Annotated in this window: 21 protein-coding genes; 15 read left to right on the forward strand and 6 right to left on the reverse strand. The window is 49.1% G+C overall.

Annotated features, from left to right (window positions below):
* Positions 1-63: 63 nt before the first annotated feature.
* The 5 genes from HER31_RS10075 to HER31_RS10095 all read right to left on the reverse strand — a co-directional run bounded on the left by HER31_RS10075 (position 64) and on the right by HER31_RS10095 (position 8956).
* Positions 64-330, reverse strand: a complete 267-nt coding sequence (locus tag HER31_RS10075) for a hypothetical protein (RefSeq protein WP_168660454.1) — start codon at positions 328-330, stop codon at positions 64-66.
* A gap of 59 nt (positions 331-389) precedes the next feature.
* Entirely contained in the window at positions 390-3281 is a 2892-nt protein-coding gene (locus tag HER31_RS10080) for a TonB-dependent receptor domain-containing protein (protein ID WP_168660455.1), read from the reverse strand.
* Between the two features lie 273 nt (positions 3282-3554).
* Positions 3555-4706 (reverse strand): porin, encoded by a 1152-nt coding sequence (locus tag HER31_RS10085; protein WP_476702595.1) that lies wholly within the window; start codon positions 4704-4706, stop codon positions 3555-3557.
* A 409-nt stretch (positions 4707-5115) separates the two neighbouring features.
* Positions 5116-6156 carry a porin gene (locus HER31_RS10090; protein ID WP_168660457.1) on the reverse strand — a complete coding sequence of 347 codons (1041 nt, stop codon included), beginning with the start codon at positions 6154-6156 and terminating at the stop codon, positions 5116-5118.
* A gap of 439 nt (positions 6157-6595) precedes the next feature.
* The gene (locus tag HER31_RS10095; protein ID WP_238786802.1) at positions 6596-8956 is read right to left on the reverse strand and encodes a DNA polymerase II; all 2361 of its coding nucleotides are present in this window, start codon (positions 8954-8956) and stop codon (positions 6596-6598) included.
* Positions 8957-8988: 32 nt separating this feature from the next.
* On the opposite strand from HER31_RS10095, the gene dinG reads away from it, so the two are divergent.
* From dinG to HER31_RS10145, 10 genes are all read left to right on the forward strand, one after another.
* On the forward strand, positions 8989-11064 hold the full coding sequence (dinG, locus tag HER31_RS10100) for an ATP-dependent DNA helicase DinG (RefSeq protein WP_168660458.1): 2076 nt from the start codon (positions 8989-8991) through the stop codon (positions 11062-11064).
* A gap of 24 nt (positions 11065-11088) precedes the next feature.
* Positions 11089-11862, forward strand: a complete 774-nt coding sequence (locus HER31_RS10105; protein ID WP_168660459.1) for a TSUP family transporter — start codon at positions 11089-11091, stop codon at positions 11860-11862.
* On the forward strand, positions 11859-12485 hold the full coding sequence (locus HER31_RS10110) for a primosomal replication protein (RefSeq protein WP_168660460.1): 627 nt from the start codon (positions 11859-11861) through the stop codon (positions 12483-12485). The genes HER31_RS10105 and HER31_RS10110 overlap by 4 nt, the downstream gene beginning before the upstream one ends.
* Before the next feature lie 16 nt (positions 12486-12501).
* The gene (locus HER31_RS10115) at positions 12502-13320 is read left to right on the forward strand and encodes a YccT family protein (protein WP_168660461.1); all 819 of its coding nucleotides are present in this window, start codon (positions 12502-12504) and stop codon (positions 13318-13320) included.
* Positions 13321-13368: 48 nt separating this feature from the next.
* Positions 13369-14274 carry a histone deacetylase family protein gene (locus HER31_RS10120; protein ID WP_168660462.1) on the forward strand — a complete coding sequence of 302 codons (906 nt, stop codon included), beginning with the start codon at positions 13369-13371 and terminating at the stop codon, positions 14272-14274.
* A 17-nt stretch (positions 14275-14291) separates the two neighbouring features.
* Positions 14292-14555, forward strand: coding sequence for a late competence development ComFB family protein (locus HER31_RS10125; RefSeq protein ID WP_168660463.1), 264 nt, complete (start codon positions 14292-14294; stop codon positions 14553-14555).
* Between the two features lie 58 nt (positions 14556-14613).
* Entirely contained in the window at positions 14614-15276 is a 663-nt protein-coding gene (locus tag HER31_RS10130) for a DUF3108 domain-containing protein (protein WP_168660464.1), read from the forward strand.
* Positions 15276-15743 carry a DUF2919 domain-containing protein gene (locus HER31_RS10135; protein WP_168660465.1) on the forward strand — a complete coding sequence of 156 codons (468 nt, stop codon included), beginning with the start codon at positions 15276-15278 and terminating at the stop codon, positions 15741-15743. Before HER31_RS10130 ends, HER31_RS10135 begins: the two co-directional genes overlap by 1 nt.
* A gap of 168 nt (positions 15744-15911) precedes the next feature.
* Positions 15912-16472 (forward strand): chalcone isomerase family protein, encoded by a 561-nt coding sequence (locus HER31_RS10140; RefSeq protein ID WP_168660466.1) that lies wholly within the window; start codon positions 15912-15914, stop codon positions 16470-16472.
* 109 nt (positions 16473-16581) lie between these two features.
* On the forward strand, positions 16582-17190 hold the full coding sequence (locus tag HER31_RS10145) for a fumarylacetoacetate hydrolase family protein (protein ID WP_168660467.1): 609 nt from the start codon (positions 16582-16584) through the stop codon (positions 17188-17190).
* A gap of 5 nt (positions 17191-17195) precedes the next feature.
* On the opposite strand, the gene norR is transcribed toward HER31_RS10145, so the two are convergent.
* The gene (gene norR / locus HER31_RS10150; RefSeq protein ID WP_168660468.1) at positions 17196-18722 is read right to left on the reverse strand and encodes a nitric oxide reductase transcriptional regulator NorR; all 1527 of its coding nucleotides are present in this window, start codon (positions 18720-18722) and stop codon (positions 17196-17198) included.
* Positions 18723-18910: 188 nt separating this feature from the next.
* Between norR and norV the strand changes: the two genes are divergently transcribed.
* From norV to HER31_RS10175, 5 genes are all read left to right on the forward strand, one after another.
* Positions 18911-20395 (forward strand): anaerobic nitric oxide reductase flavorubredoxin, encoded by a 1485-nt coding sequence (gene norV, locus HER31_RS10155; RefSeq protein WP_168660469.1) that lies wholly within the window; start codon positions 18911-18913, stop codon positions 20393-20395.
* Positions 20395-21579 carry an NADH:flavorubredoxin reductase NorW gene (norW, locus tag HER31_RS10160; protein WP_168660470.1) on the forward strand — a complete coding sequence of 395 codons (1185 nt, stop codon included), beginning with the start codon at positions 20395-20397 and terminating at the stop codon, positions 21577-21579. The genes norV and norW overlap by 1 nt, the downstream gene beginning before the upstream one ends.
* 41 nt (positions 21580-21620) lie before the next feature.
* On the forward strand, positions 21621-21962 hold the full coding sequence (locus HER31_RS10165) for a TehB family protein (protein ID WP_168660471.1): 342 nt from the start codon (positions 21621-21623) through the stop codon (positions 21960-21962).
* A gap of 94 nt (positions 21963-22056) precedes the next feature.
* The gene (gene gndA, locus HER31_RS10170) at positions 22057-23547 is read left to right on the forward strand and encodes an NADP-dependent phosphogluconate dehydrogenase (RefSeq protein ID WP_168660472.1); all 1491 of its coding nucleotides are present in this window, start codon (positions 22057-22059) and stop codon (positions 23545-23547) included.
* Between the two features lie 93 nt (positions 23548-23640).
* On the forward strand, positions 23641-23880 hold the full coding sequence (locus HER31_RS10175; RefSeq protein WP_168660473.1) for a hypothetical protein: 240 nt from the start codon (positions 23641-23643) through the stop codon (positions 23878-23880).
* Positions 23881-23909: the final 29 nt, after the last annotated feature.

Below are 23909 nucleotides of genomic sequence, written 5' to 3' on the forward strand. Positions count from 1 at the left end.
CGTTACGTCAGCATCAGTGTCGATGACCATAAAGGCCTTACAACAGAATATTGTCGCGCTAAATTAAGAACCTGAATCCGCGCCAATTTGACTTTTACGAGCGTCCAGCATCTCCTTTGCTTTACGACGTGCCTCTTCCCGTTGTGCTCGCGTGGTACAGCGCTTCTTAGACATAATCGATCCAGTAACTCTGGTGCTTTCACACTTATATCCTAGGGAGTTTTCCGCTATCTCTTGTTCAGACATGGTCTCCAACGCTTGAGTGGTTGGGCTCTTACTGCTGCAAGCAGTTAATGCAAATACCGCCGCCATCAAAATAATCTTTTTCACAAAAATCCCTCTCATTAAAAAAGGCCAGTCGAGTGACTGGCCTTGTTAGTAATATTAGCTTAGAACTTCAAGCTTACACCTGCAAACAAGTAACGACCTAAGGCGTCATAGGTGCCTGGGAAGGTGTTACCGTTACCGATGCCTGAAGGAGCGTTACCAATGATTGGCGGCTCTTCATCCAGTACGTTGTTCACACCAGCACTGAAACTCAGGTTGTCAGTTGCGTACCAAGATGCCTGCAGATCGAAGTAAGTCTGTGAATCGATACTGGTATCACCATCATCTAACTCATCAACTTCGCCAATGAAGCGTAATGCAGCAGAAACGTTTACGTCCCAAGGGGTATTCCATGCCGCACGGAAGTTGGTGCGCCATTCTGGAGTTGGAGCGCCACAGATACTGCGGTCCCAGTAACCCACACACTCGATAACGTCTGAATCAGGAGTACTTTGGATTTCGTAAGAGTCCAACCAAGTACCAACAACGTTCAACTTAATGTCACCCATGTCGCCGATAACAAAGTTGTAGTTCACGTCGAAATCGACACCAGTAGTAGCCAAGCTACCAATGTTGATATCGGTGGACATGATGTTGTCATCACCTACCCACAGGGTACCGGTGCCAGTGCCACGGTTAATCAAGTCACAGAACTGCTGATCATTATCCAGAGCACACTTGTCTAGAATGTAACGCTCAGGTACTGAACTGATAGCCTTGTCTACATCGATATCGAAGTAATCCAAGGTCACAGAGAAACCGTCAATGAACTCAGGGCTGTAAGACACACCAAATGAGTAGGTGTCTGACTCTTCAGGCTCTAAATCTGGGTTACCACCAGTAATGCTGTTGTACTGACCAGCTGGAGAATCGGCGATGCTACCGTATTGATCCGCAGTTACACCGGTACGAGCACACTGCTCAAAGGTGTAAGCTGGATTTGCACCAGAACATGGATCTGAGTCCATGTTGAACAGGCCAAGAGTCTGTGGACGGTACAAATCACGGATGTTACCGGCACGTACTGCACGCTGGTAGCTACCACGTACTAACAAGTCATCAATTGGACGCCAGTCCAAAGCAAACTTGTAGGTGTTGGTATCTTGATCAGTTGAGTAATCAGAGTAGCGGTAAGCGGTTTCGAAGTTCAGGCTCTCTGCGCCGGTTACATCTTGCAGTAACGGTACAGACATCTCACCGAAAATCTCTTTCACGTAGAAGCTACCTTCCACGCCAGCAGTTGGGCCACCTTGACCAGCACCATCACCTGAAGTGAAGCCAGTATCCGGTTCAAGCAACAGATCTTCGTTGCGGTACTCTAAACCAAATGCAACGGCAACACCGTCAGACGCAGTTGGAAGTACAACACCAGCGTTAGTCAAATCACCAGTGATGATACCAGAAACCTGAATAGACTCAGTTTCACCACGTGAGTACAGCGGCTTAACCAAGTAATCGATAGCTTCGTCAGTTACTCCACCTTCAGTGAAGATATTCCAAGGTACACAGTTAGGATCGCTGCCATCTACAACAGATTGACAAACCGCGTTCCCCTCTTCGTCAGCAACAACGTTCAACGCACGACCGATGTTGGTAATAGACAGTTCGTTACGGTAAGTCTCAACATAAGAAACAGTACCGTAGTTGAAGAAGGTGTCGTAAGACCAATCGTCATTGATCATACCGCGAGCACCAAACACACCACGCCAAGAGGTATGACGCAAATCATCTTGACGCGGACCGCCTTCAACGTTACGACGGCCGATGTATACGTTCTGAGTATCATCGCCAGTCAAACCGTTCGCACCACAAATCGCTTCACGCTGTTGATCTGACATCAACGGGTTATCACAATTCAAGGTTTCGGTTACAAAGAACGCACCAGAAGGCGCAATCTGTGCAACTGAACGGTCATCCATAAACATTACTTCAGAGTAAAGCTCTAGGTTCTCGTTGATTTCGTACTTACCAATTGCACCAAGAGTAGTTCGCTCATCTGGACGTTGGAAGTAGTTCAATGGACCGTAGTTGTACACGGTGCCATCACGGTCAACAAATTCATCGCCTTGCACCATCAAGTCGAAACTGTTACCGCCAATCGCGGTACCAAAGTCAGTGAATCGACCTTGTGGAATGGTAGATGAACCACCACACACTTCACCGTCGTCAGTTGGGAACAATGCACAAGCACTGTAATCACGACCAGATTGTGAAACTGCGGTAATATCACGGTAGGTAGCGTACATAGATACATTACCGCGACCATCAGCAGTGTTAGCACCCAACATAAAGCTGAAGTCACGAGTGTGACCGTCAGTTTCGCTGCCATCTGGATTGTCAAAACCGTTTGCATCTAGCTCGCGCTGCACGCCACCGTTGTCATTGTCATGTTGGTACATGCTGAACTGGTAATCGAACTGGAAACCTTCGAAATCATCTTTCAATACGAAGTTAACAACACCAGCTACCGCGTCAGAACCATAGGTTGCCGAAGCACCACCGGTTAATACTTCAATACGCTCAACGAACGCTGCTGGAATTTGGTTAACATCGGCGCCAATACCACCTGCAGATGGTGAACCCGAAGGCATACGACGACCGTTAATCAGAACCAAGGTACGAGTGCTACCCAAGTTACGTAAATCTACGGTTGCTGTACCGGTCGCGCCGTTTGCAATACCAGAACTCTGACCCGCAAAGATCTGCGGCATGTCATTCAAAAAGTCCTCAATACGGGTAATACCTGTTGCTTTAATTTCTTCTGCGGTAATTACTGCAACTGGGCTTGAGCCTTCCATATCAACACGCTTAATGCGTGAGCCGGTTACTTCAATACGTTCTACTTCATCACCATCAACAGCAAATGCTACTGGAGCAGTTGTCATTGCGGCTGACGTTGCGCCTGCAATCAATGCAAAGCGAACCGCTTTTGACACTGTATTTGTGTTAAGCATGTAAATCTCCCTGGACACTTTTATTGTGTTTATTTCCTTGCCTCAGCAACCGCTCAATACCGAGGTTTTGTTGGGTAATCCCAATCTTTCACGTCCAGATGTAATCAGATCAACACCATAACTTCAACCCCCAACCAACAATTCGTTCACATTTGCATTACAACGGTGTTTCCATATATTCGAAAAAACAAATCAGGCTGCAGTTGTTTTACGCAAAAAAAAAGCCTAATCCATGACGATTAGGCTTTAAATGCACAAAAACAGGATATTTATTCAGAAAAAGAAGCGAACCCCAATACCAATGAAATTGTCATCATCCTCTTTAGAGAAACCAAATTCACTCGAGTCCAGTTGCCCTTCTATAAATACCAAGGCGCCATCTTCCCATTGATAGTGAACACCAGCTACGTAAAACTCTCGTTTAAAGTCACCGTAATTTTGCTCATAATCGGCATCGTCAGAACGGAGTGAATTAAGCCCAACCACATAGGTAAGGTTCTGATCTGTCGTCCACGCCAGCATCAACTCTGCCCCCGAACTGTCAAACAGACGGTTATTATTATCCAATTCATGATGATCGCCGATGGCAGATGAAACCGCCGCAAATAACCCTGGTTGATACAGTTGGCCATATTTAATCGTAGCCACATAAACACTGTCTTTATCGACATCGTTGTCGCGGCTATCATCAATATTACCGCTATTTATTGCCGCGCCGACAAACCAGCGTCCATCATCGTAAGCAAGCTTTGCTCCCCAACTATCATCATATTCAATCTCGATATCGTCGTAATCGATAAAGTTATCGCACTGCGGTGGTGGATTATCCAAGTTACATTCATCCGGGGTTTCAAAACCAACTTCATCCTCAGTTCGCGCTTGGTATTGCAGTCCTAAATACCAGTTGCCCCAGTTATTGCGATATTGCAGCGCGGTATCAGCTCGACCGGTACCAGAAACGCCACCATCAGTGTTGAAATTATAAACCCCAAGGGCCATTCCCCCTGTGAGAATAAAATTATCGGTATGTTGGGCAACATCGTAATAAATTGACCACTGCTTTCCAGCCGAGAAACGACCATATTGCTGGTGTTCAAGGGCAATATAACCAAGCCGACTAAATAAAAATTCCGATTCCCGTTGTCCCTGTAACGAGTCGCCATTTAGGGTGAAATTATCACCACCATCAACTAGGTTATACCCCCATTCAAGCTTCGCTTCCGCTTGCCAGTCGGGTGTCATTTGACGTTTAAACTGCAGGTTGATTCGGGATGAACTATCGACGAGTTTATGATCGCCATCGATATTGATGAAGGCTAAACCAGCCCAGCCACCCACATTAAGTTGAGTTGTCTCACCTTGGTGAATGGGCATTGAAAAAGCTGACGCTGAAACACAGAGTAGGATGGGTATGAAAAGCCGCACGATAGCACTCCTTACTGAATGGGCTACGCACAACCTAAAGGATTAACTCAGTTTTGGCCAAAAAAAGGCGTGTACTAATTAAGTGTTGTTGTTTCCAATGCTGTTAAATCACCGGCTAGGCACGTGCCAATACAAAGGGAAGCACTACCGCCGTTGCTCTTCTGCCGCATTAGAGCAGTCCAGCAAAGTGTTCGGGGCTGCGACCTAAGGCAAGGGAGATTCCAAAGGGGGCGAAGCTCCCCCAAAATGCATACAAGAATGTGCCGTCGCCACCGCGACATCCTCTGCCAACAGCACCGTAATCGGTAGAGCCAAAGGCTTGATATAAACCTCAACACTTAACTATGACACAGCCAAAAAAAAACCACTGCCCTAAGGCAGTGGTTTAGATGTCTAGCTTAAACTTCGATTAGAAGTATACGCGAGCACCGATAGTGAAGTTAGAAGAGTCGTTGTCGTCGTACTCGTCTTCCAGGTCGAATTCGTAACCAGTGTAAGCAACAACTTGCTTAGCAATTGGGTACTCAACGAAAGCAGCTACAGTATCAACGCTTACGTTGTCAGAGTTGTTGTCGTCTTCAACGTGCTCGTAAGTAGTACCTACGCGCAGACCAGACTGCATGGTGTAAGCAACAGCAACGTTGTAAGCAACTGCTTCTTCAAAGCCACCTAAGATGTTATCAGCAGTAGAGTAAGAACCCGCTGCGAAGAAACCTTTGTTGAAATCACCGTACTTGATGGACATTGCATCGATGTCAGCGTCAACTTTTTTAGCGCCATCTACAGATTTTTCACCGGTAGACTGTGCGTAACCAACGGTAACACCCATGATTTCGTAAGACAGTGCAAACGCGATACGGTCATCGTAGTCAGTAGAATGTGCTGCAGGCAGCTCACCATCTTTCAGAGTCAAGGTGTCTTCTTCGTTGTCACCCTGCCATTGCAGACCGATGTTGAATTTACCCATGTCACCAAAGTCGTGACCTTTACGGTAAGTCAATGCACGTTCTGCACGAGCAATACCCAGAGCAGCGTGATCGGTGTACAAGTAATCGTTACCGTACTGGATAGATTGGTCAGCTACTAAAGCAACGTCACCAAATACGCCCCACTGTTGACCAACACGCATGGTGCCGTAAGTGTCGTGGCTTACACCGATGTAACCTAGACGGTTGTAAAACAGATCGCCTTCTTGCTCAACGAAGTCTACGCCCCACTCAGCTTTCGCTTCCAGTGCAAAGCCGTTAGCCATTTCACGGTTAACAGCAAAGTTTACACGGCCAGAGTTGTCATCAACTTTGGTGTCGCCGTCTTTTACGTCTTTAACCAAAACGGTGAAGTGGCCACCCATAGATACGGAGGTAGCGCCATCGTTGTACATTTCAACAGCTGAAGCGCTGGTTGCCATCATCAAAGCAGGGATAGCTACTGCAAGCAGAGTCTTTTTCATCGGGAATTTGCCTAACCAAATCGAGCTTAAAATTCTTTTGTGTTCCTATCGATTCCATGGAACTTTTGTCGTCATCCTTTGAACGAGATGGACAGTAGCAAAGGCACCCGTTAGGCAAAAGCGAGCAGAGTCACACTTTATGACAATTGAATGTCATTTTCGAAAATAAACGACAAAGTACAACATTAAAGATCGCACAACTTAACATTGCATTTACAATCGATCGTGTTTTAAAACATCGAGCAACCACAGTTGTTGCGGCAATTAGCAAGCTTGATGCGATTTTAGCCAACAACGATAAACTCCAATAAAAACTCACAACTGAAGCCTTGCAAATGGCATTCATGTAACTTAATTACCAATTCGATTGTTGCGACTACGAAACTGGGGCTACAAAAATGCGACAACTGTCTTATTGAAGGGGGTTCTGCCAAACCGATCAGAAACCAAGCCCAAGTTGATTACTCAAAAGTTGATCAAAATCATCACCACTTAATGCCAGAATCGGCTCAACAATGGGTCGTATCTGTTTGTCGATGTAGTGGAAGTAATCTGGTGTTGCGGTTTCATCATCAATCGCAACCGCGCCGCTGCTGGTTATGAGGTAACGAATGGTACTGCCCTTGCGATAGCGGTTGCGACCCAGTTTACTGTTGGCTTGATTTGCCGCATATACATGAGGTGCATTAGCTTGATACTCCTCTAGATGGCGTCGTAAGCGCTTCTTATATACCAATTGCTGATCTAACTCTCCAGCCTGTACCTGAGCAACCAACGCTTTGATCAATGGCTTTATCGGCTGATGAGTAAACCAAGCTTGATAAAGCTGCTGCTGAAACTCCCGTGCCAAAGGAGTCCAATCACTGCGAACGGTTTCCATCCCTTTAAAGGTCAGTTGCAGCTGCTCGCCATCAGCAACGGCTCCAACATAGCGCTTTTTCGAGCCTTTCTCTGAACCGCGAATGGTTGGCATAAAAAAGTGGCTAAAGTGAGATTCATACTCCAGCTCTAACGCACTGGTTAATCCAAGCTGTTGTAACTCAATGTTCCAGTTGCGATTCACAAGTTCGACTAGGCTAGGGCCAATGACAGCCGCTTGCTCGCTAGATAAGTGGTCACCTACGTGAACAAAGGTCGAGTCGGTATCACCGTAGATCACTCGATAGCCCTCAGCTTCAATCCACTGCCGCGTCTGCTTCATGATCTGATGTCCTCGTAAGGTGATTGAACTGGCTAAATGAGGGTGATGGAAGCGACAGCCTGCCGCACCAAGGACGCCGTAGAAAGAGTTCATAAGGATCTTAATTGCTTGGGACAGCGGTTTATCGTTTGCGAGTTTGGCTTGCTCCCGTTGCTGTGCTAATTCGGTAACGATCGCTGGCAAACAGTGGTAGTGACGATGAAACTTAGCACCACGAAATCCTTCAACTTGTAACTCTGGCGGAGCAACTGCTCCGGTCACCATTCCCATTGGGTCGATTAGGAAGGAGCGGATAATCGATGGGTACAAACTTTTAAAGTCCAACACCAATACATGCTGGAACCGGCCCGGTACCGAATCCATCACATAGCCTCCTGGGCTCGGAGCAATGTCGGTATCAGTTAAGGTTGGGGCAATAAAACCGGCACGGTGTAATTGCGGTAGATAACGAAAGGTAAAGGCTGCAACTGATCCACCGAGACGATCCAATTCGATACCGGTGATTTGACCACGTGCGAGGATGAATTCAAGCAGCTTCGTTTTCTCAAAAATACGCCACACTAACTCGCAGTCTTTGAGGTTGTAGTGGGCCAGCGCAGGTTTGTCGTGGTGAAAATTATGCTCAATCTCCCCCATGCGATTAGCGCTGTCATTGCAGGCTTTGCCTTCACCGAGCAACTCGAAGGCAACATTATCTAAAGCGAAGCTATCAAAATGATAAAACGCCGCTCGTAACCATTCGATCCCATCCAGCACCAAACGGCCGCATATATTGCACTCGCGTCCCGGTCCCGCTTTGCCTTGCCAGCGGGGTTCGCTACCGTCGCGGCCAAGGCTCAAGCGCAGGCCGTGGGCTTTGGCTCGCCGCTCCAACAAGGCGATGTCGAAACTAGCAACCGCCCAGCCGATGATGCCATCGGGATCAAAGCGTTCAAACCAGTCTAATGTTGCCCGTAATAACGCCACTTCATCGGCAACAAAATGGAGGTAGTCTGCACTAGGTTGCAACGGCGGTTCGCCAATCATCAGCACCCGCTTATCTGCATTACTATAGAAAGCAATGCTATATAAAATGCCGTCGCGGCTGCATTCTATATCAAGGGAAACCAGTTTCGGTCTATGGGTTGGATTAGCCGGTTTGGCAGCAACAATGCAATTATCGTTAGCCCTTGCTGCCATACCGCCACGAATATAGCGTTCCATCAAATAGCGATCGCAGCTACGAATATCCGCTTCCAACAACGGCAACTGCTGTTGTTCAGCAAACTGCCGCACTTGTTGCCATAGGCTCTGCTTATATACGTAGAGTGCAACTTGGGGGCGCAGCTCAAAGTCACGAGCGGTTATCGGTTTGAGTTCCCACCCGCTTTGTCCGGCAAGCAATGTGCGCCAACGGGGCTCATCAGCCTTATTAATAAACCCTTGCCACGGTTGCTCTGGCACAATCAGGCACCGCGGTTTGTTGGCACCGCTCAACCAATAAATCAACTCCAGCCCGGTGGCTGTCGCGCGCTGTTCGCGACCGAGCAACCAGCCATCGACAATAACTTCGTTTTTCATCTGCCTATTGTCAGCAACCACTGGTAATATGTACAGCAATTATCTGTCTCTCTCGGAATATCGGATCGCCAATGCTCAGTGACAAAGTCAAAGCCGCTACCCGCGCTGCTTACAACAACATCGCCGAGGCGATCCCAAACTTTGTCCGCCGCAAAGAGCAAAATTACCTAATTGCTGAAATAGCCAAGACCTTTGCCGGCAGTTACGATAAGAATCGCCGGATTGTGGTGTGCCAAGCCGGCACCGGTACTGGCAAATCGCTGGCCTATGCCTTAGGAGCATTACCACTGGCCGTTGCCACCGGTAAAAAGATCTGCATCTCAACCGCAACCGTCGCACTGCAGGAACAGTTGGTAAACAAAGATCTGCCGCTACTGCAACGACACAGCGGCTTAGAGTTCAAGTACGGCTTGGCTAAAGGTCGTAATCGTTATGTCTGTTTATCCAAACTGGAACTGCTGGCCGGTGAGGTTCCTACGGATCAACAAGCACTGTTCGACACCAAACCTGCTGATGGTGATGTAAAGCTATTGCAGCGTTTGCACACTGCCTATCACGAAGGCAAATGGGATGGCGAAGTCGACTCGGTGCCAGAGCCGGTGCCAGATTATCTTTGGAGCCAAATCGGTTCAGACAAACACAGCTGCAATCGCCAACTGCCTGCCCACCGTCAGTGTCCATTCCATAAAAGCCGCGAAGATATGGATAGCTGGGATGTATTGATCATCAACCATAGCTTGCTCATGGCGGATCTCGAACTGGGCGGCGGGGTGATTCTGCCCGACCCCGACAGCATGTATTACGTCTTGGATGAAGCGCATCACCTCCCCCAAGTCGCACGCGACTTTTCCGCCGCCAATGCCCAGTTAAAAGGCTCGATTGAAGCGCTGAATAAATTAGAGAAGCTAGCCCACAAACTGGCCAAAGAGCTGGCATCTGATAAAGCAGCCATCCTCGCCGGCGATCTGAGCGAAGAGATCAGCAATCAAAGCGAAGGCATCAACCATCTGCAATCCTTTTGCGATAATAACCTGCAACTGTTTAACAACGAAGACCGACGCCATCGCTTTATCGGGGGCGAACTGCCCGACGCTATTGTCACGTTAGCCGAGAACTTGATGAAGTCCTCCAATGAGTCGATGAAGAAACTGGGTAAACTGCAACAGATGCTAATGGAAGCCATTAAGGACGGCGATCTTAAAAGCCACAAGGCTGAGCCATTGGTCACTGAAGCTGGCTTTTCGATGCAGCGGTTAGAGGGACAAAATTGCACCTGGATGATGCTTGCCAAGCCAGTACCAGAACGCGGTGCACCGCAAGCTCGCTGGATCGAGAAATTAGAAGGCAAGCGCGACGACTTCCTCTTTTGTGCCTCTCCTATCGAGATCGGCTTTATGCTGGAAGATATGTTGTGGAGCAAAGCCGCTGGGGTTGCATTGATGTCGGCCACGCTGATGGCACTAGGCAGCTTTGAGCACTATCGCCATCAGGTTGGTCTGCGTGGCGACGACGGCACTCGCTTTATTGACCTACCATCCCCATTTGATTACCAACAAAATGCGACCTTGTTTATTCCTAAAATGGAAGTCGAACCGACCAGCGATGCCTTCGGTGATACCCTCAACAAGATGATTCCGGAGCTACTGGAAGAACAGCAAGCCAGCTTGGTGTTGTTTACCTCCTATCGTCAAATGGAAGGCGTGGCGGAATCATTACGACGATTTAAACGCCTACCGGTATTAGTGCAAGGCGAGTCACCACGGCAAGATCTTATTCGCGAACACAAAGCGCGGATCGATGCCGGTAAGCCATCAATCTTATTTGGTACAGGCAGTTTTTCCGAAGGGATGGATTTACCTGGAGATTACCTAACCAACCTAATTATTACCCGTTTACCGTTTGCAGTACCGACATCACCGGTAGACCAAGCCCACGCTGAATACATTAAAGTACGCGGCGGTAACCCATTTTTACAGCTAACGGTACCCGATGCGGCAAAAAAACTGGTGCAAGCGTGCGGGCGCTTACTGCGCAACGAACAGGATTATGGCAGGATCACCATCCTCGACCGACGTTTAGTAAGTAAACGTTATGGCAGCTCTTTAATGGAATCTCTGCCGCCTTATCGTCGCCATATTGAATATTGAGCCTAGCTCAGAAGGAGTATTACATTGGAGTTGGCTCTCTCACTGGAGGTTATCTCAGCATTAGCTGCGGTCGCATTTGTTGCCGGATTTGTTGATGCTATTGCCGGTGGCGGTGGCTTACTGACCATCCCAGCACTACTTACTGCCGGGCTACCTCCGCATCTAGCACTCGGCACCAATAAGTTAGCGGCTAGTTTCGGCTCCGCAACTGCCGGTTGGACCTTCTATAAAAAGCAGCTATTTACGCCCGCCTTTTGGAAACGCTCGGTTATCGGTACCTTTATTGGTGCTGCGGCCGGCACCCTGTTTGTCAGTGTGGTTAGCGTCGATTGGCTCGACAAGCTGTTGCCACTGCTGATTATGGGTATTGCCATTTACACCCTGTTTGGGCCAAACCCAAAAGAGGAACAGAACCAACTGCCAAAACGGGATAACAAGCTATTTAGAACCCAATGGATACAGGGATTAAGTATCGGCTTTTATGATGGTTTTGCTGGCCCAGGAACCGGCGCCTTTTGGACGGTATCAAACATGATGCTGTACCGAATCAATATCATGCTGAGCTCGGGTTTAGCCCGCTCAATGAACTTTGTCAGCAACGCCACTTCATTAGGCTTCTTTATCGCACTTGGCCATGTCAATTTTGGTATTGGTATCGCAATGGGCGTTGCATTGATGGGCGGAGCCTGGCTCGGTGCCCATTCAGCCATTCGCTTTGGCAGCCGCTTTATTCGACCGGTGTTTATCACTGTGGTCATGATTATCGCCGCCAAGCTCGCTTGGAATGCGTGGTTATGAAGCTATCCCAGCTAGATCAGTTACGCGCAAAGCTGGCTGAGCTAGAGCGTCATGTTTATCAACACGACGCGCAGCTGTCAGACAATGATAAAAAGTGGCTTAACAATAAAAATCGCTTTCACGATCAATTGTTTGAACAACAAGGTGCTACACTCGCTGGCTGCCTCGCGGTGATGAAAAAAGATCTGCAACAAATTGAGCAGATGATAACCATCAACGTCAAAGGCGATGCCTTAGATCTGGCGTGCCAACGGTTCGGCAATCGCTTTCAAGCGGTAATGCAAGCCATCGCTAATACCAGTACGGTAAAACGCGGCTTACAACAAACCGCACGACGCCGCAGTCGTTCACGAAACGATAGCCAATACCAATGGATTGCACGCTCTGTAATGAATTCAAGCCACCAGTTGTATGCGGAACTTCGCAAACATCAAAATTGGGATGGCCAATTACAGCAAAGGATCCTTGAATTAGAACAAAATCTTGATGATCATCAGGGTAAAGATAAAATCGCTCATCAGAATCTAATATTAACTACCCATCAACGGTTAGGAAAATGCCGTCAGGCTATTAGTTACATCGAGCAACGTATCGCATGGCTAGAGAAGAAAAGCTATGATTAACCACTTAGGAGCTCCAATGAAAAAGGCACTTGCTACTGCTATTCTGGCGATCAGTCCGATCACCTTTGCAGGCACCTTAACTATCCCGCAAGAATTTGAGTTTATTGCCATCAATGGTAAAACCGTAAGCTCCTCCATGTTTAGCCACAATGACGAAGAGAAGTTGGTTGATGGCGAAAACAAGGTGGCGTTGCAGTACAAAGACCTAATCCGCGAAGAGATTGGTGATGGTCACGTTAAGGTTTCTTCCGCACCATTTGTTATCACATTCGATGCCGATGCCGATTTAGATTACAAACTCAAATCTGCAGCCAAGCTGACTGATCAGGCCGAAGCTGAAGCTTACGCCGTTAAGCCTATGGTTGTGGTAAAAGATGAAAACGGTAAGCAAGTAAGCCTAGAGGTGGTACACACGGCCAGCCACGATCGCGGTATCTTCAACCAGCTGATGGGAGTTTACCCAACTGCCCAGCAAGAATCTGTTGCTGCAACAGGAGGCGCACAGGTTGCGCAGGCAGTAAGCCCGATGGCAGCTGCAACCGCACCAGCGGGCACTGTTGCCGTCGCTGCTGCCGCAGCACCTACCGTTGTGGTCGCGCCAGCGCCAACCGTAGCCAACCAACCACACAGCATGCTGCAATACTGGTGGAGTGAAGCCGATGCCGCTACTCGTGCTGGCTTTACCAGCTGGGCTGTACAACACTTGGTTAGTACCGATGCCCCTAAAGCAAGCAACGGCGACAATCAAGCCGAAAACATGTTGCGTTACTGGTTCCTAAAAGCCGATGAGTCTACTCGTAAAACCTTTATGAGCTGGGCTATCCAGAACCTGTAATCATCAACGTCAGCCGAGCTTTTGCTCGGCTGACTTGTTTTTATCACGATGCTGCCTTCGGTTTACCACCCCATCTATTCGCAGTTGCCATTGCCCGCGACGCACCGCTACCCCATACAGAAATACCAACTGCTGTACCACCATTTACTGCAACAGCAACTCATCGACCAGCACAGCTGTATGGAAGCTAAGCCCCTTTCAGCAGATCTGATTAAGCGTGTCCATCAACATGACTACGTTGATGCAGTACTCAGTGGCCGCTTGGATCGCAAAGCGGAACGGCGTATTGGCTTCCCCTGGAGTAAACAACTCGCTCGGCGTTGCCTAATCTCCTGCGGCGGCACTTGGCAAACAGCACAGTTGGCCCTTCAACACGGGATCGCCCTGCACCTTTGCGGTGGCTATCACCACGCCCACTTCGATTTTGGTTCTGGCTATTGCGTCTTTAACGACTTAGTTATTGCGGCACAATTATCACTGGATGAGCAATTAGCAGAAAAGGTGATGATCATCGACTGCGATGTGCATCAAGGTGACGGTACCGCCACCCTTACTGCCAACAATGCCAATATTATTAGTGTCTCAGTGCATTGCCAACGAAACTTCCCCGCGCGCAAAGCGCAGTCGGATATCGACATCGGTTTGGACAACCATAGCGACGACACCAGCTATCTAAATGTCTTGGCTGAAGTCATTCCTTGGGCGTTAGCACTACATCAGCCAGATTTGGTGATTTATGATGCCGGAGTCGACATTCACCAGCATGACCGATTGGGTTACCTTGATATTACCGACGAAGGTTTGTATCGCCGCGATAAAATGATTATCGACCTGTGCCGCCTCCAAAAACTGCCACTGGCAGCAGTCATTGGAGGCGGGTATGCTGTTGATCAGAGAGAGCTAATTCCTAGGCATAGCCAACTCTTTCAAGCTGCATATCGAAGTTGGCAATAACCACAGGTAGGGACGCTATGGATTGGGATATCCGCAACTATTATGAATACTTGGTCAAAGAGGCGATCAATGAGCGCCGTCTTTATAAAGCAATGACCGAAGATGAGCTAATGGATTTGTTGTGCTTAACTTTGAATCAACTTCCAGCCAAATATATCCGTTATCACATCGATATGGTCAACAGTCTCACGGTGGAGCAGCGCAACAAGTTGGATATTGAAGTCACACATGCGCTCGATAGCGCATTTAAGTACTTAGCCAGTAACCCAAGACAAGAATAATTGCATTTGTGGCAGCAGCCATTACCCTATGGCACCTAATTCCTCAATCAAGCTATAAATGAAGATCCTGCTGTCTGCCGCATTACTGCTCATTGCCTGCGTTACCAATGCAGCGCCTGTTGAATACACCGCCAGTTACCGAGCCTCGAGTGCGGGACTGCCCTGCGGCAAGGGAACCCTTAGTTTAGTGGCATTAGAGAACGGTAAATACCAGTATCGAGCCGAAGGCAAAGCCTGCGTGCTGAGCCAATCGCTGGATCATCGCAGCCAATTTTCATTGATGCCGCTGCGGGGCGATAACTACACCAGCAAATTCAAAGGTTGGTTTAGCAAGCGCTTACTGGAAGGTGAGAACATTGATGGCAGCTACAACGTAACACTTAATGGCGAACCACTAACTACCGAAGTATTTGCTGCGGCAGAGCTTGAGCCAACCATTATGATGTACCAGTTAGGGCACAGCAGCGAATCGCAGCAACTGAGTTATACCTGGGGCGAAGAAACCCGCGATTACTGGTTTGAATACCTTGGTACCGAAACCATCGACACCGAGTTGGGCGAATTGCTAACCCATAAATACCGCCAGAAACATCCCAACGAAAGCCGGGTTGCCACCTTATGGTTTAGCCCCCAGCACGACGGCTTAATGGTAAAGGCCAAAGTCAGCCGTTTAGGGATCTCTTGGCTGCACTTTAAGATCACTGAGTACCAAATCCACTGATGCGGCAATTGCCACTACACCGGCTTAACGATCACGGTTGGTTCCGCCCCAGCCCGTGGTTATATCTGTGCATGATTCTACTGGCCCGCACCTGGATTTTGTTCATCGGGGCTGTCGCCAGTCGTGAAGCCGGTGCGGATCTGCTCGCGCTATTCTACCCAAATAAATTCAGTTTCTATCTCGGCTTAGCATTGGGCTCTCCGGCGTTACTGTTGCTATGGTTACAAGGGCTGCGGCATCGTTTTCACTGGATCGGTAAAGTATGGCGTTATGGCTATGGGCTATTAACCTCCATTGTGATTATTGATATCTGCGTGCAGGGGTATCACATCATAAAACTGCACGGCGCCTTTTCACTTGGCCCGGCAATAATCTTGCTGCTGTCGATATGGGCGCTTTGGTACCTACTAAAAAGTAACAGCAGCCGCTTGGTTTTTTCCCATCAAGGCCATGTAGATAGCGACTGAAGCACGCTAGCTCAATGTATCGATCCGTTACCGGCCTGTGCCGTCGGTTGTTTTGGCCATAACGGTTCCATCCTACCACCACTGGTCTATCCTGTTTAGCGTTGCTTATTACTCGGTTGATGCGATCATCTAGCATCAAATAATTCTAAACAGCCAGAAGTCACGCTGATGAAAAAACTACTTTCCGCTCTATCGCTTTCTATTGCCCTTTGCGGCACCGCCAACGCCGAAACTATTGCCGATGTTGAGTTGCAAGCTAATATCGATGTGCAGGGCCAAGCACTGACATATTATGGTGCAGGGATCCGCAAAAAATTGTTTATGAAACTGTACGTTGGTTCGCTGTATTCACAACAAAATGGGCTATCTGCCGAAGCCATTATTGCTGGTGAAAGCATCAGCGCGGTGCGATTAAATATCTTATCCAGCATGATCACCTCAGATCGTATGGTTGATACCATCGAAGAGGGCTTTGAAAAAGCCAGCAACGGCAACGTAGCGCAGCTGCGTGACCGCATCGATAACTTTGTAGGAGTTTTCAATCAGCCGATTGAAGTAGGCGACCAATTTACCTTGGTTTCACTTCCTGGAACCGGCATTGAAGCATTTAAAAACGGACAACTGCTGACTATGGTTGAAGGCGATGATTTCCGCCAAACCTTGTTAGCCATCTGGCTCGGTGAAGAGCCCGCCGATGACGATCTGAAAGAAGATATGTTAGGCCTTTAACCTAAACGGAGCCACTGGCTCCGTTTTCATATCTATCTACCGTTGCCCTCAATGCATCCCTCCCCTATGGTACCGGTACCTTATTAGTATCGTTCACAGGACGTTACCGATGCCAATTCGATTCAATCAACAACCGCTACAGCCTGAGAAAGTTATCTGTGTCGGCCGCAACTATCTCGACCACATCAGCGAACTCGGCAACGAGGTACCGCAGCAGATGGTGCTATTTATCAAGCCCGGCAGCGCTATCGCCGACAGTTTGTGCAGTCACCACCAAGAGCCGCTGCATTACGAAGCAGAATTAAGTTTCCTCATACAACAAGGAAAACCAGTCGCAGTTGCCGTTGGGCTTGATCTCACCAAACGAGGATTACAACAAACACTAAAGCAGCAACAGTTGCCATGGGAGCGTGCCAAGGCGTTTCCCGGTTCGGCATTGTTCTCCGAGTTTGTCACCCTCCCCACCGAGTTAAAGCAACTACGATTCGAGTTGTCGATTGATGACCATCTCGTTCAAAGCGGCAACCCCGAACTGATGATCCACAGTGTCGATAATATCCTCGAGGAGATACACTGGGCGTTACCGTTAGCCGACAATGACATTATTATGACCGGCACGCCCAAAGGGGTTGGCGTGATACCAGCGAACGCTCAGTTCACTGTAAAGTTATGGCAACAGCAACAATTGCTGACCTCGAAGACATGGGTAGCGACCTGATTGAATCACTTGAGCCCAAGACGTTTTGCGAGTCGATGCAGATTACCGCTATCAAGCTGTAATTGGCGCGCAACTGCGGCCCAATTATGGTTATTGTGTTGCAGCGCTTGCTCAATCAACTGTCGCTGATAACGCTCGGTGGCGTCTTTTAGGCCCTCATTGGTGCTTACAGGCACGGCTATCACACGATTGTCGACACCGCTATCGACTTCATGAACCGTTAGCGCCAAGTGATGTGATTCAATTAGCACATCGAGTTTATTGGACTCAGCCCGAGCCAATACCGCCGCTCGATTAATGCAGTGCTCCAGTTCGCGTACGTTGCCTGGCCATTGGTATTGCTGAAGTTGCGTTAGTGCTCCAGCACTTAGTCGCAGCTGTTCCAACCCCAACTTCGCACTGCATCGTTCTAGAAAATAACCGGCTAACAACACCACATCGTCATGCCGCTCTCGCAGTGGCGGCACCAGCACCGGAAATACGCTCAGGCGATGATAAAGATCGGCACGAAAACGCCCAGCGGCCACTTCCTGTTTTAGATCTCGATTAGTGGCAGCAACGATGCGTACATCTACGTTCACCGCCTTGTCTTCCCCTACCCGTTGGACATCACCGTACTGGAGAACTCGCAGCAATTTAGCCTGCAACTCCAATGATAACTCGCCAATCTCATCGAGGAATAGGGTGCCCTCATCGGCCAACTCAAACTTCCCTTGGCGATGGCTAATGGCACCGGTAAAGGCACCTTTGACGTGTCCGAACAGCTCGCTTTCAGCAACAGAATCTGGCAGCGCAGCACAATTAAGGTAAACCAAAGGTTGCCCTGCCCGATTTGACAGTTGATGTACCTGCTGCGCGACCAACTCCTTGCCAACCCCGGTTTCCCCGAGTACCAGTACGCTTAACTCGCTAGTCGCAACCACAGTCAAATCACGCTTAAGGGCAACCATCGCTTCGCAGCGCCCAATCATCTCGTTGCTTTCATTAGCAGACTTAGTCGGACTATTACTTACCGCGATCCGCCCCGCTCGTTCCAGCGCTTGTAACTGCAACGCGTTATTGAGACTGGCCGCTGCCAGCGCAGTAACAATGCGCAGCTCATCGTCACTAAATTGATTAAATTGCAGCGCATCAAAACCATCAATGGTTACTGCACCGATAAGCCGTTGCTCCACCAACAATGGCAAACCGATACAAGCGTGCACCTTCAGTTCACCATGCAGTGAGGGAATTAAGCCGTCATAGGGATCTGGCAAGCTACTATCCGCAGGGAAACGCACAACATCACCGGCGCGTGCAATGGCCTCGAGTCGAGGGTGATCCGCCAGCGCAAACCGCCGTCCCAACACCTCTCCAGCCAAACCATTAATGGCTAGCGGCACAAAACGTTGATCTTGGTAGAGCAATAGCGCCGAGGCGTCGCATTTCAACAAGGTTCTGACAGTAGTAAGTAAGCGGTCGAAGCGATCTTGATTAGAGAGCCCAGAAGTCAGATCTAAGGCCAGATTGGTGATATCACTAATGGCTAACATCGTTAGTTACTCGAGAGAGGAGAACAATTGTCATTATGACAAATCAATGTCATTTAGACAAACATATGCAAATGTCATAATGACACTACAAAAACATCAAACCAATATAAATCAATAACTTAAAAGTTGGCATGAAACCTGTAATAACAAAGACAGAATTTTGAAAATATTATTGTTTGAGGTACTGCATGTCTATCCACGTTAAGAACAACATCCACTGGGTCGGTCAACGCGATTGGGAAGTACAAGACTTTCACGGCACAGAATACAAAATGACCAAAGGCACCAGCTACAACAGCTACCTCATTCGCGAACAGAAAAACGTGTTAATCGATACCGTCGATCACCGTTTCAGCCATGAGTTTGTCCGCAACCTCGAGAACGAGATAGATTTAAACTTAATCGACTTTATCGTGATTAACCACGCCGAAGAGGATCATGCTGGTGCCTTAGCTGCTCTGCTTGAAAAAATCCCTGGAACACCAATCTACTGCAGCGAAAATGCCATCGACTCCATCACCGGCCATCACCATCGCCCTGACTGGAACTTCCATCCAGTAAAAACCGGCGACAGCGTCGATATTGGTAACGGCAAACAACTGGTATTTATTGAAGCACCAATGTTGCACTGGCCAGACAGCATGATGACCTACCTCACCGAAGATGCGGTGTTGTTCTCCAACGATGCCTTCGGCCAACACTACTGCGACGAGCGTTTGTTCAACGATGAAGTGGACCAAAACGAATTGTACGAACAGTGCTTACGCTACTACGCCAATATCCTTACGCCATTTAGCTCCTTGGTAATTGCCAAGATCAAAGAGGTACTGAGTTTTAACCTGCCAGTCGATATGATCGCGACCTCCCACGGTATTGTGTGGCGCGACAACCCGACTCAGATTATCCACAAGTACTTAGAATGGGCAGAGGCGTACCAAGAAGATCGCATCACCATCTTTTACGACTCTATGTCAGGCAATACACGGATGATGGCCGACGCCATTGCCCAGGGGATCTACGATGTAGATCCCAGCGTTGCGGTTAAGGTGTTTAACGTTTCTCGTCACGATAAAAACGAAATCCTCAGCAACCTATTCCGCTCGAAGGGGGTGTTGGTCGGCTCCTCAACCATGAACAACGTGATGATGCCAAAGATCGCTGCAATGTTAGAGGAGATCACCGGGCTACGCTTTAGCAACAAGCAAGCGGGTGCCTTTGGCAGCTATGGTTGGAATGGTGGTGCAGTAGACCGCATCCACAGTCGCTTGGTCGACGCTGGTTTTAACACCACCGACAACCTTAAAGCCAAGTGGAAGCCCGACGGCAGTGCGTTACAACAATGCCGCCAGCATGGCCAGCAGGTCGCACGCCAGTGGGCCCTAAAAGGGTTGCCCGCGGTTGCACCGGTACAAGCGGTTGCCAGCCCTGTTGCGCCAGCATCAGTTCAAACTGCTAAGTCATGCGCTAGCACCAACAGCACTGATGGTGGCCAATCGATGCTGTGTACAGTATGCCAGTGGGTTTACGATCCAGCCGTGGGCGAGCCAAACCAAGAGGTTGCCGCTGGGACAAGCTGGCAACAAGTGCCAGATTATTTCCTTTGCCCTGACTGTGGTCTAGGCAAGTCGGTATTCGAACCTATCGATGCTAATGCAGCGAAGCAGGCCAGCTAATGAACACCTCGAGCCCACAAATCAGTGACGATACCCCAATTGTCATCATCGGCAGTGGTTTCGGTGCATACCAGCTAGTGAAGTCGATTCGTCGACTTCACCCCGAACAACCGATTACCGTTATCTGCGCCGACGATGGCAGTGAATACAGCAAACCGGATCTAAGCCATGTGTTTAGTAGAAACCAACAAGCTCGAGATCTGGTTAAACTCAGTGGCGTGCAGTTTGCGCATCAACAGCGGATCACCCTGTTAGCCAATAGCACCGTAACCAGCATTGATACCAACACCAAAACGGTGCAGTGCGGCATCGCCAATGTTCATTATCACAAGTTGGTACTCGCTACCGGTGCCAATGCTATTGTGCCGAGCTTAGAGACAGAATCGCAGCCGAAGCTGTTAACTCTCAATAGCCTTGGAGAATATCAGCGAGCTCAACGGCAGCTGCAACAAGCGCAACGAGTTGCAGTACTGGGCGCCGGGTTAATCGGTACCGAGATTGCGATGGATCTGGCGCAGTCCGGCAAAGAGGTGGTGCTCATTGACCGCGCTAATCGCGTACTGCCTAACCTGCTACCGGAGTTTGTCGCTAGTCAATTACAACTGCGAATGACGCAACAGAATCAGCATCGCGGCGCAATTCAGTTTGAACTTAACACCGAATTAACCCGAGTTATAAGCACTGAACACGGCACTTCAGCCACACTCGCGAATGGCCACCAACACCAAGTAGATGCGGTTATCAGCGCCATCGGCTTGCATCCCAACACCTCATTAGCAAAGGTTGCAGGCATCGAGGTTAACCGCGGCATCGTCGTTAATGACCTAATGCAAACCAGCAACAACGACGTATATGCCATTGGTGATTGTGCCGAGCTTAATGGGCAACTGCGCCCCTATCTGCAGCCGGTTGTGATTAGTGCCAATGCACTGGCTAATACCCTTTGTGGTCAACCAACGGTGGTTAGCCTTCCGCCAATGTTGGTGAAGGTAAAAACCCCATGGTTACCCATCGCCTTAGCTGGCCAAACTGCTGTTGCAGAAGCCAACTGGCAGATTGAATTAGACCAAGCCGGCATGGTCGCCAAGGCTCACGGTAGCGACGGTGAATTAATTGGTGTGGTAGTGACGGAGCAGAAGGTAAATGCTGCCCTGCCACTGCTACGACATCTACCAGCAGCATAGGTTACTAACAGCCTATTTCTAACCTCAAGCGGAGCACTATTATGAGCCATCAGCAGATTAACCAAGACTGGACCATTCGTCGTTCTACCCCATTTTTCACTAAAGAGACGGTGCCAGCGGCACTGCTCAGCCACCACAACACCGCCGCGGGCGTATTTGGTCAGTTGGTGGTGATGCGAGGCACCGTGACCTACTTTGGCTTCGCCGACGAAAACGCAACTGAGGCGGAAGTAAAGGTGGTGATCCCTGCCGGCCGGTTTGCTACCAGTCCTCCGCAATATTGGCATCGAATTGAACTGAGCGATGACGCCCAGTTCAACATCAACTTTTGGTCTGATCCACGCCAAGATCAGGCCGACACGTTGTTCAACAGCAAGCGATAAAACAGTTTGTCTATTGGGGACACCTTTTTCGAGTTAGCAGCGGTAGGTGTCCGCCAATTAGTCCATTTAACCCGTTGCGCTTAAGGAGCTAACCATGACGGTTTCATCCAATTCAGATGTACAGGTTGCCATCATTGGTCAGGGCGTTATGGGGCACAACCTTGCCCTCAATTTTTCCAGCCATGGCTACTCAGTAGCGGTATTCGATCTCGATGACTCACTTGCTAAAGCAACCGAAACTGCGGCGCTTTCACAACAATTACCAGGCACCGTTAACGTAGCCAGCGATCTAGCGCAACTGCTTAGCATCAGCCAACAACCACGACGAATCGTGTTGTCGGTTCCTGCTGGCAAAGCAGTCGATAGCATTTGTGATTCATTACTGGACTCGGGCTTACAACCACAAGATATCGTTATCGACACCGGTAACTGCCATTGGAACGATACCCTCGCTCGTCAGCAGCGCTATCACAGCAAGTTCCATTTCATTGCTTCAGCTATCTCTGGCGGTGAAGTCGGTGCCCGTCACGGGCCATCATTGATGGTTAGTGGTGACAGCAATGCATGGGACCAAATTGCCACCATGTGGCAGACCATCGCAGCGCAAGTTGATGCCGATAGCGGCCAGCCATTACCGCCCCACTCCAAACGGAGCAATCGCCACGCCTGCGCCGATTACGTAGGCCCGTACGGCAGCGGCCACTTCGTTAAAACCATTCATAATGGCATTGAATATGCGCAGATGCAGATGTGGGCAGAGGCATACCAACTGCTGCGTCAGCATGGGCAAATGGATAATTTTGCCATCGCCGCCGTATTTCGCGACTGGCAACAAGGGCAACTGCATAGCTACTTACTGGAGTGCACCATCGCAGTACTGGAGGCAATGGATGGCCACAGTCAGCAGCCGTTGCTGCCATTGATTGTGGATGCTGCGGGACAAAAGGGCACCGGCACCTGGACCACTATTGCCAGTCTGGAACTCGGCGTTGCTGCGCCATCGTTAGCCAGCGCCGTCTATGCTCGTGCAATAAGCAGTCAACGCGCTCTGCGGCAAGCATTGCATGGGAATTTAGCCAGTCCAGCACAACCTGCTGTTGAGTTAGCTCAGCTAGAGAGGTTCCAGAGCGCCTTAGAACAAACCCTTATCGGTACAACCTTAGCCAATTATGCGCAAGGGTTTGAGTTAATGGCGGCACAGGCGCAACAACAGCAATGGCCGTTGGACTTGGTTACTATCGCTAAGTTATGGCGAGCGGGCTGTATTATCCGGACCCCGTTGCTGCAACAGTTTGTGAACGCATTCAGCGCCAACCCTAAGGCTCATCTATTTAGCGATCACACCATCCAGCAGCAACTCGAGGCGACATTGCCACTTTGGCGTAGGTGTTTAATTGATGGCATTGCCAGCGGTGTGGCTCTGCCAGTACTGAGCAGCGGCCTTGCTTATGTTGATGGCCTGCGCTGTGCTGATAGCCCAGCGAATTTGTTGCAAGGAATGCGTGACTACTTCGGTGCCCATCGCTTTGAGCGCCACGATGCTTCCCAAGGAACCTTATTCCATCACCCATGGCATGACAGCTAAGCACCAATCAAGATAGTGAGCCGATAGCTACTTCTGTGCTGTTTTAACTAAAAAGGGGGAGAAAATATCACCACTGGCGAGGCCAATCGGTCATTGCTGAGGTTATTTAGCGATGCTGAAGACGATACCATCAAAGGTTACACCCTGGTCGCCGCTGAATATTCCATCACTGTTATCGCAGATGATGGTATAAATCAAACCAGTGCCAAGATGATGCTCACGGTTAATGAAACGGTTGCCGCTGTCCTTCAGGAAGAGGTTGATAGCGGCAGTGGTGGTATCGGCTTTGCTTTGTCGCTACGGGCGTGGTTACTCTGGCGCCGCCGCTCATAAATTGCATCATAAGATCCCCCAGTAGGGTG

It is taken from the genome of Ferrimonas lipolytica (genome assembly GCF_012295575.1).
In the GTDB taxonomy this organism is placed as follows: domain Bacteria; phylum Pseudomonadota; class Gammaproteobacteria; order Enterobacterales; family Shewanellaceae; genus Ferrimonas; species Ferrimonas lipolytica.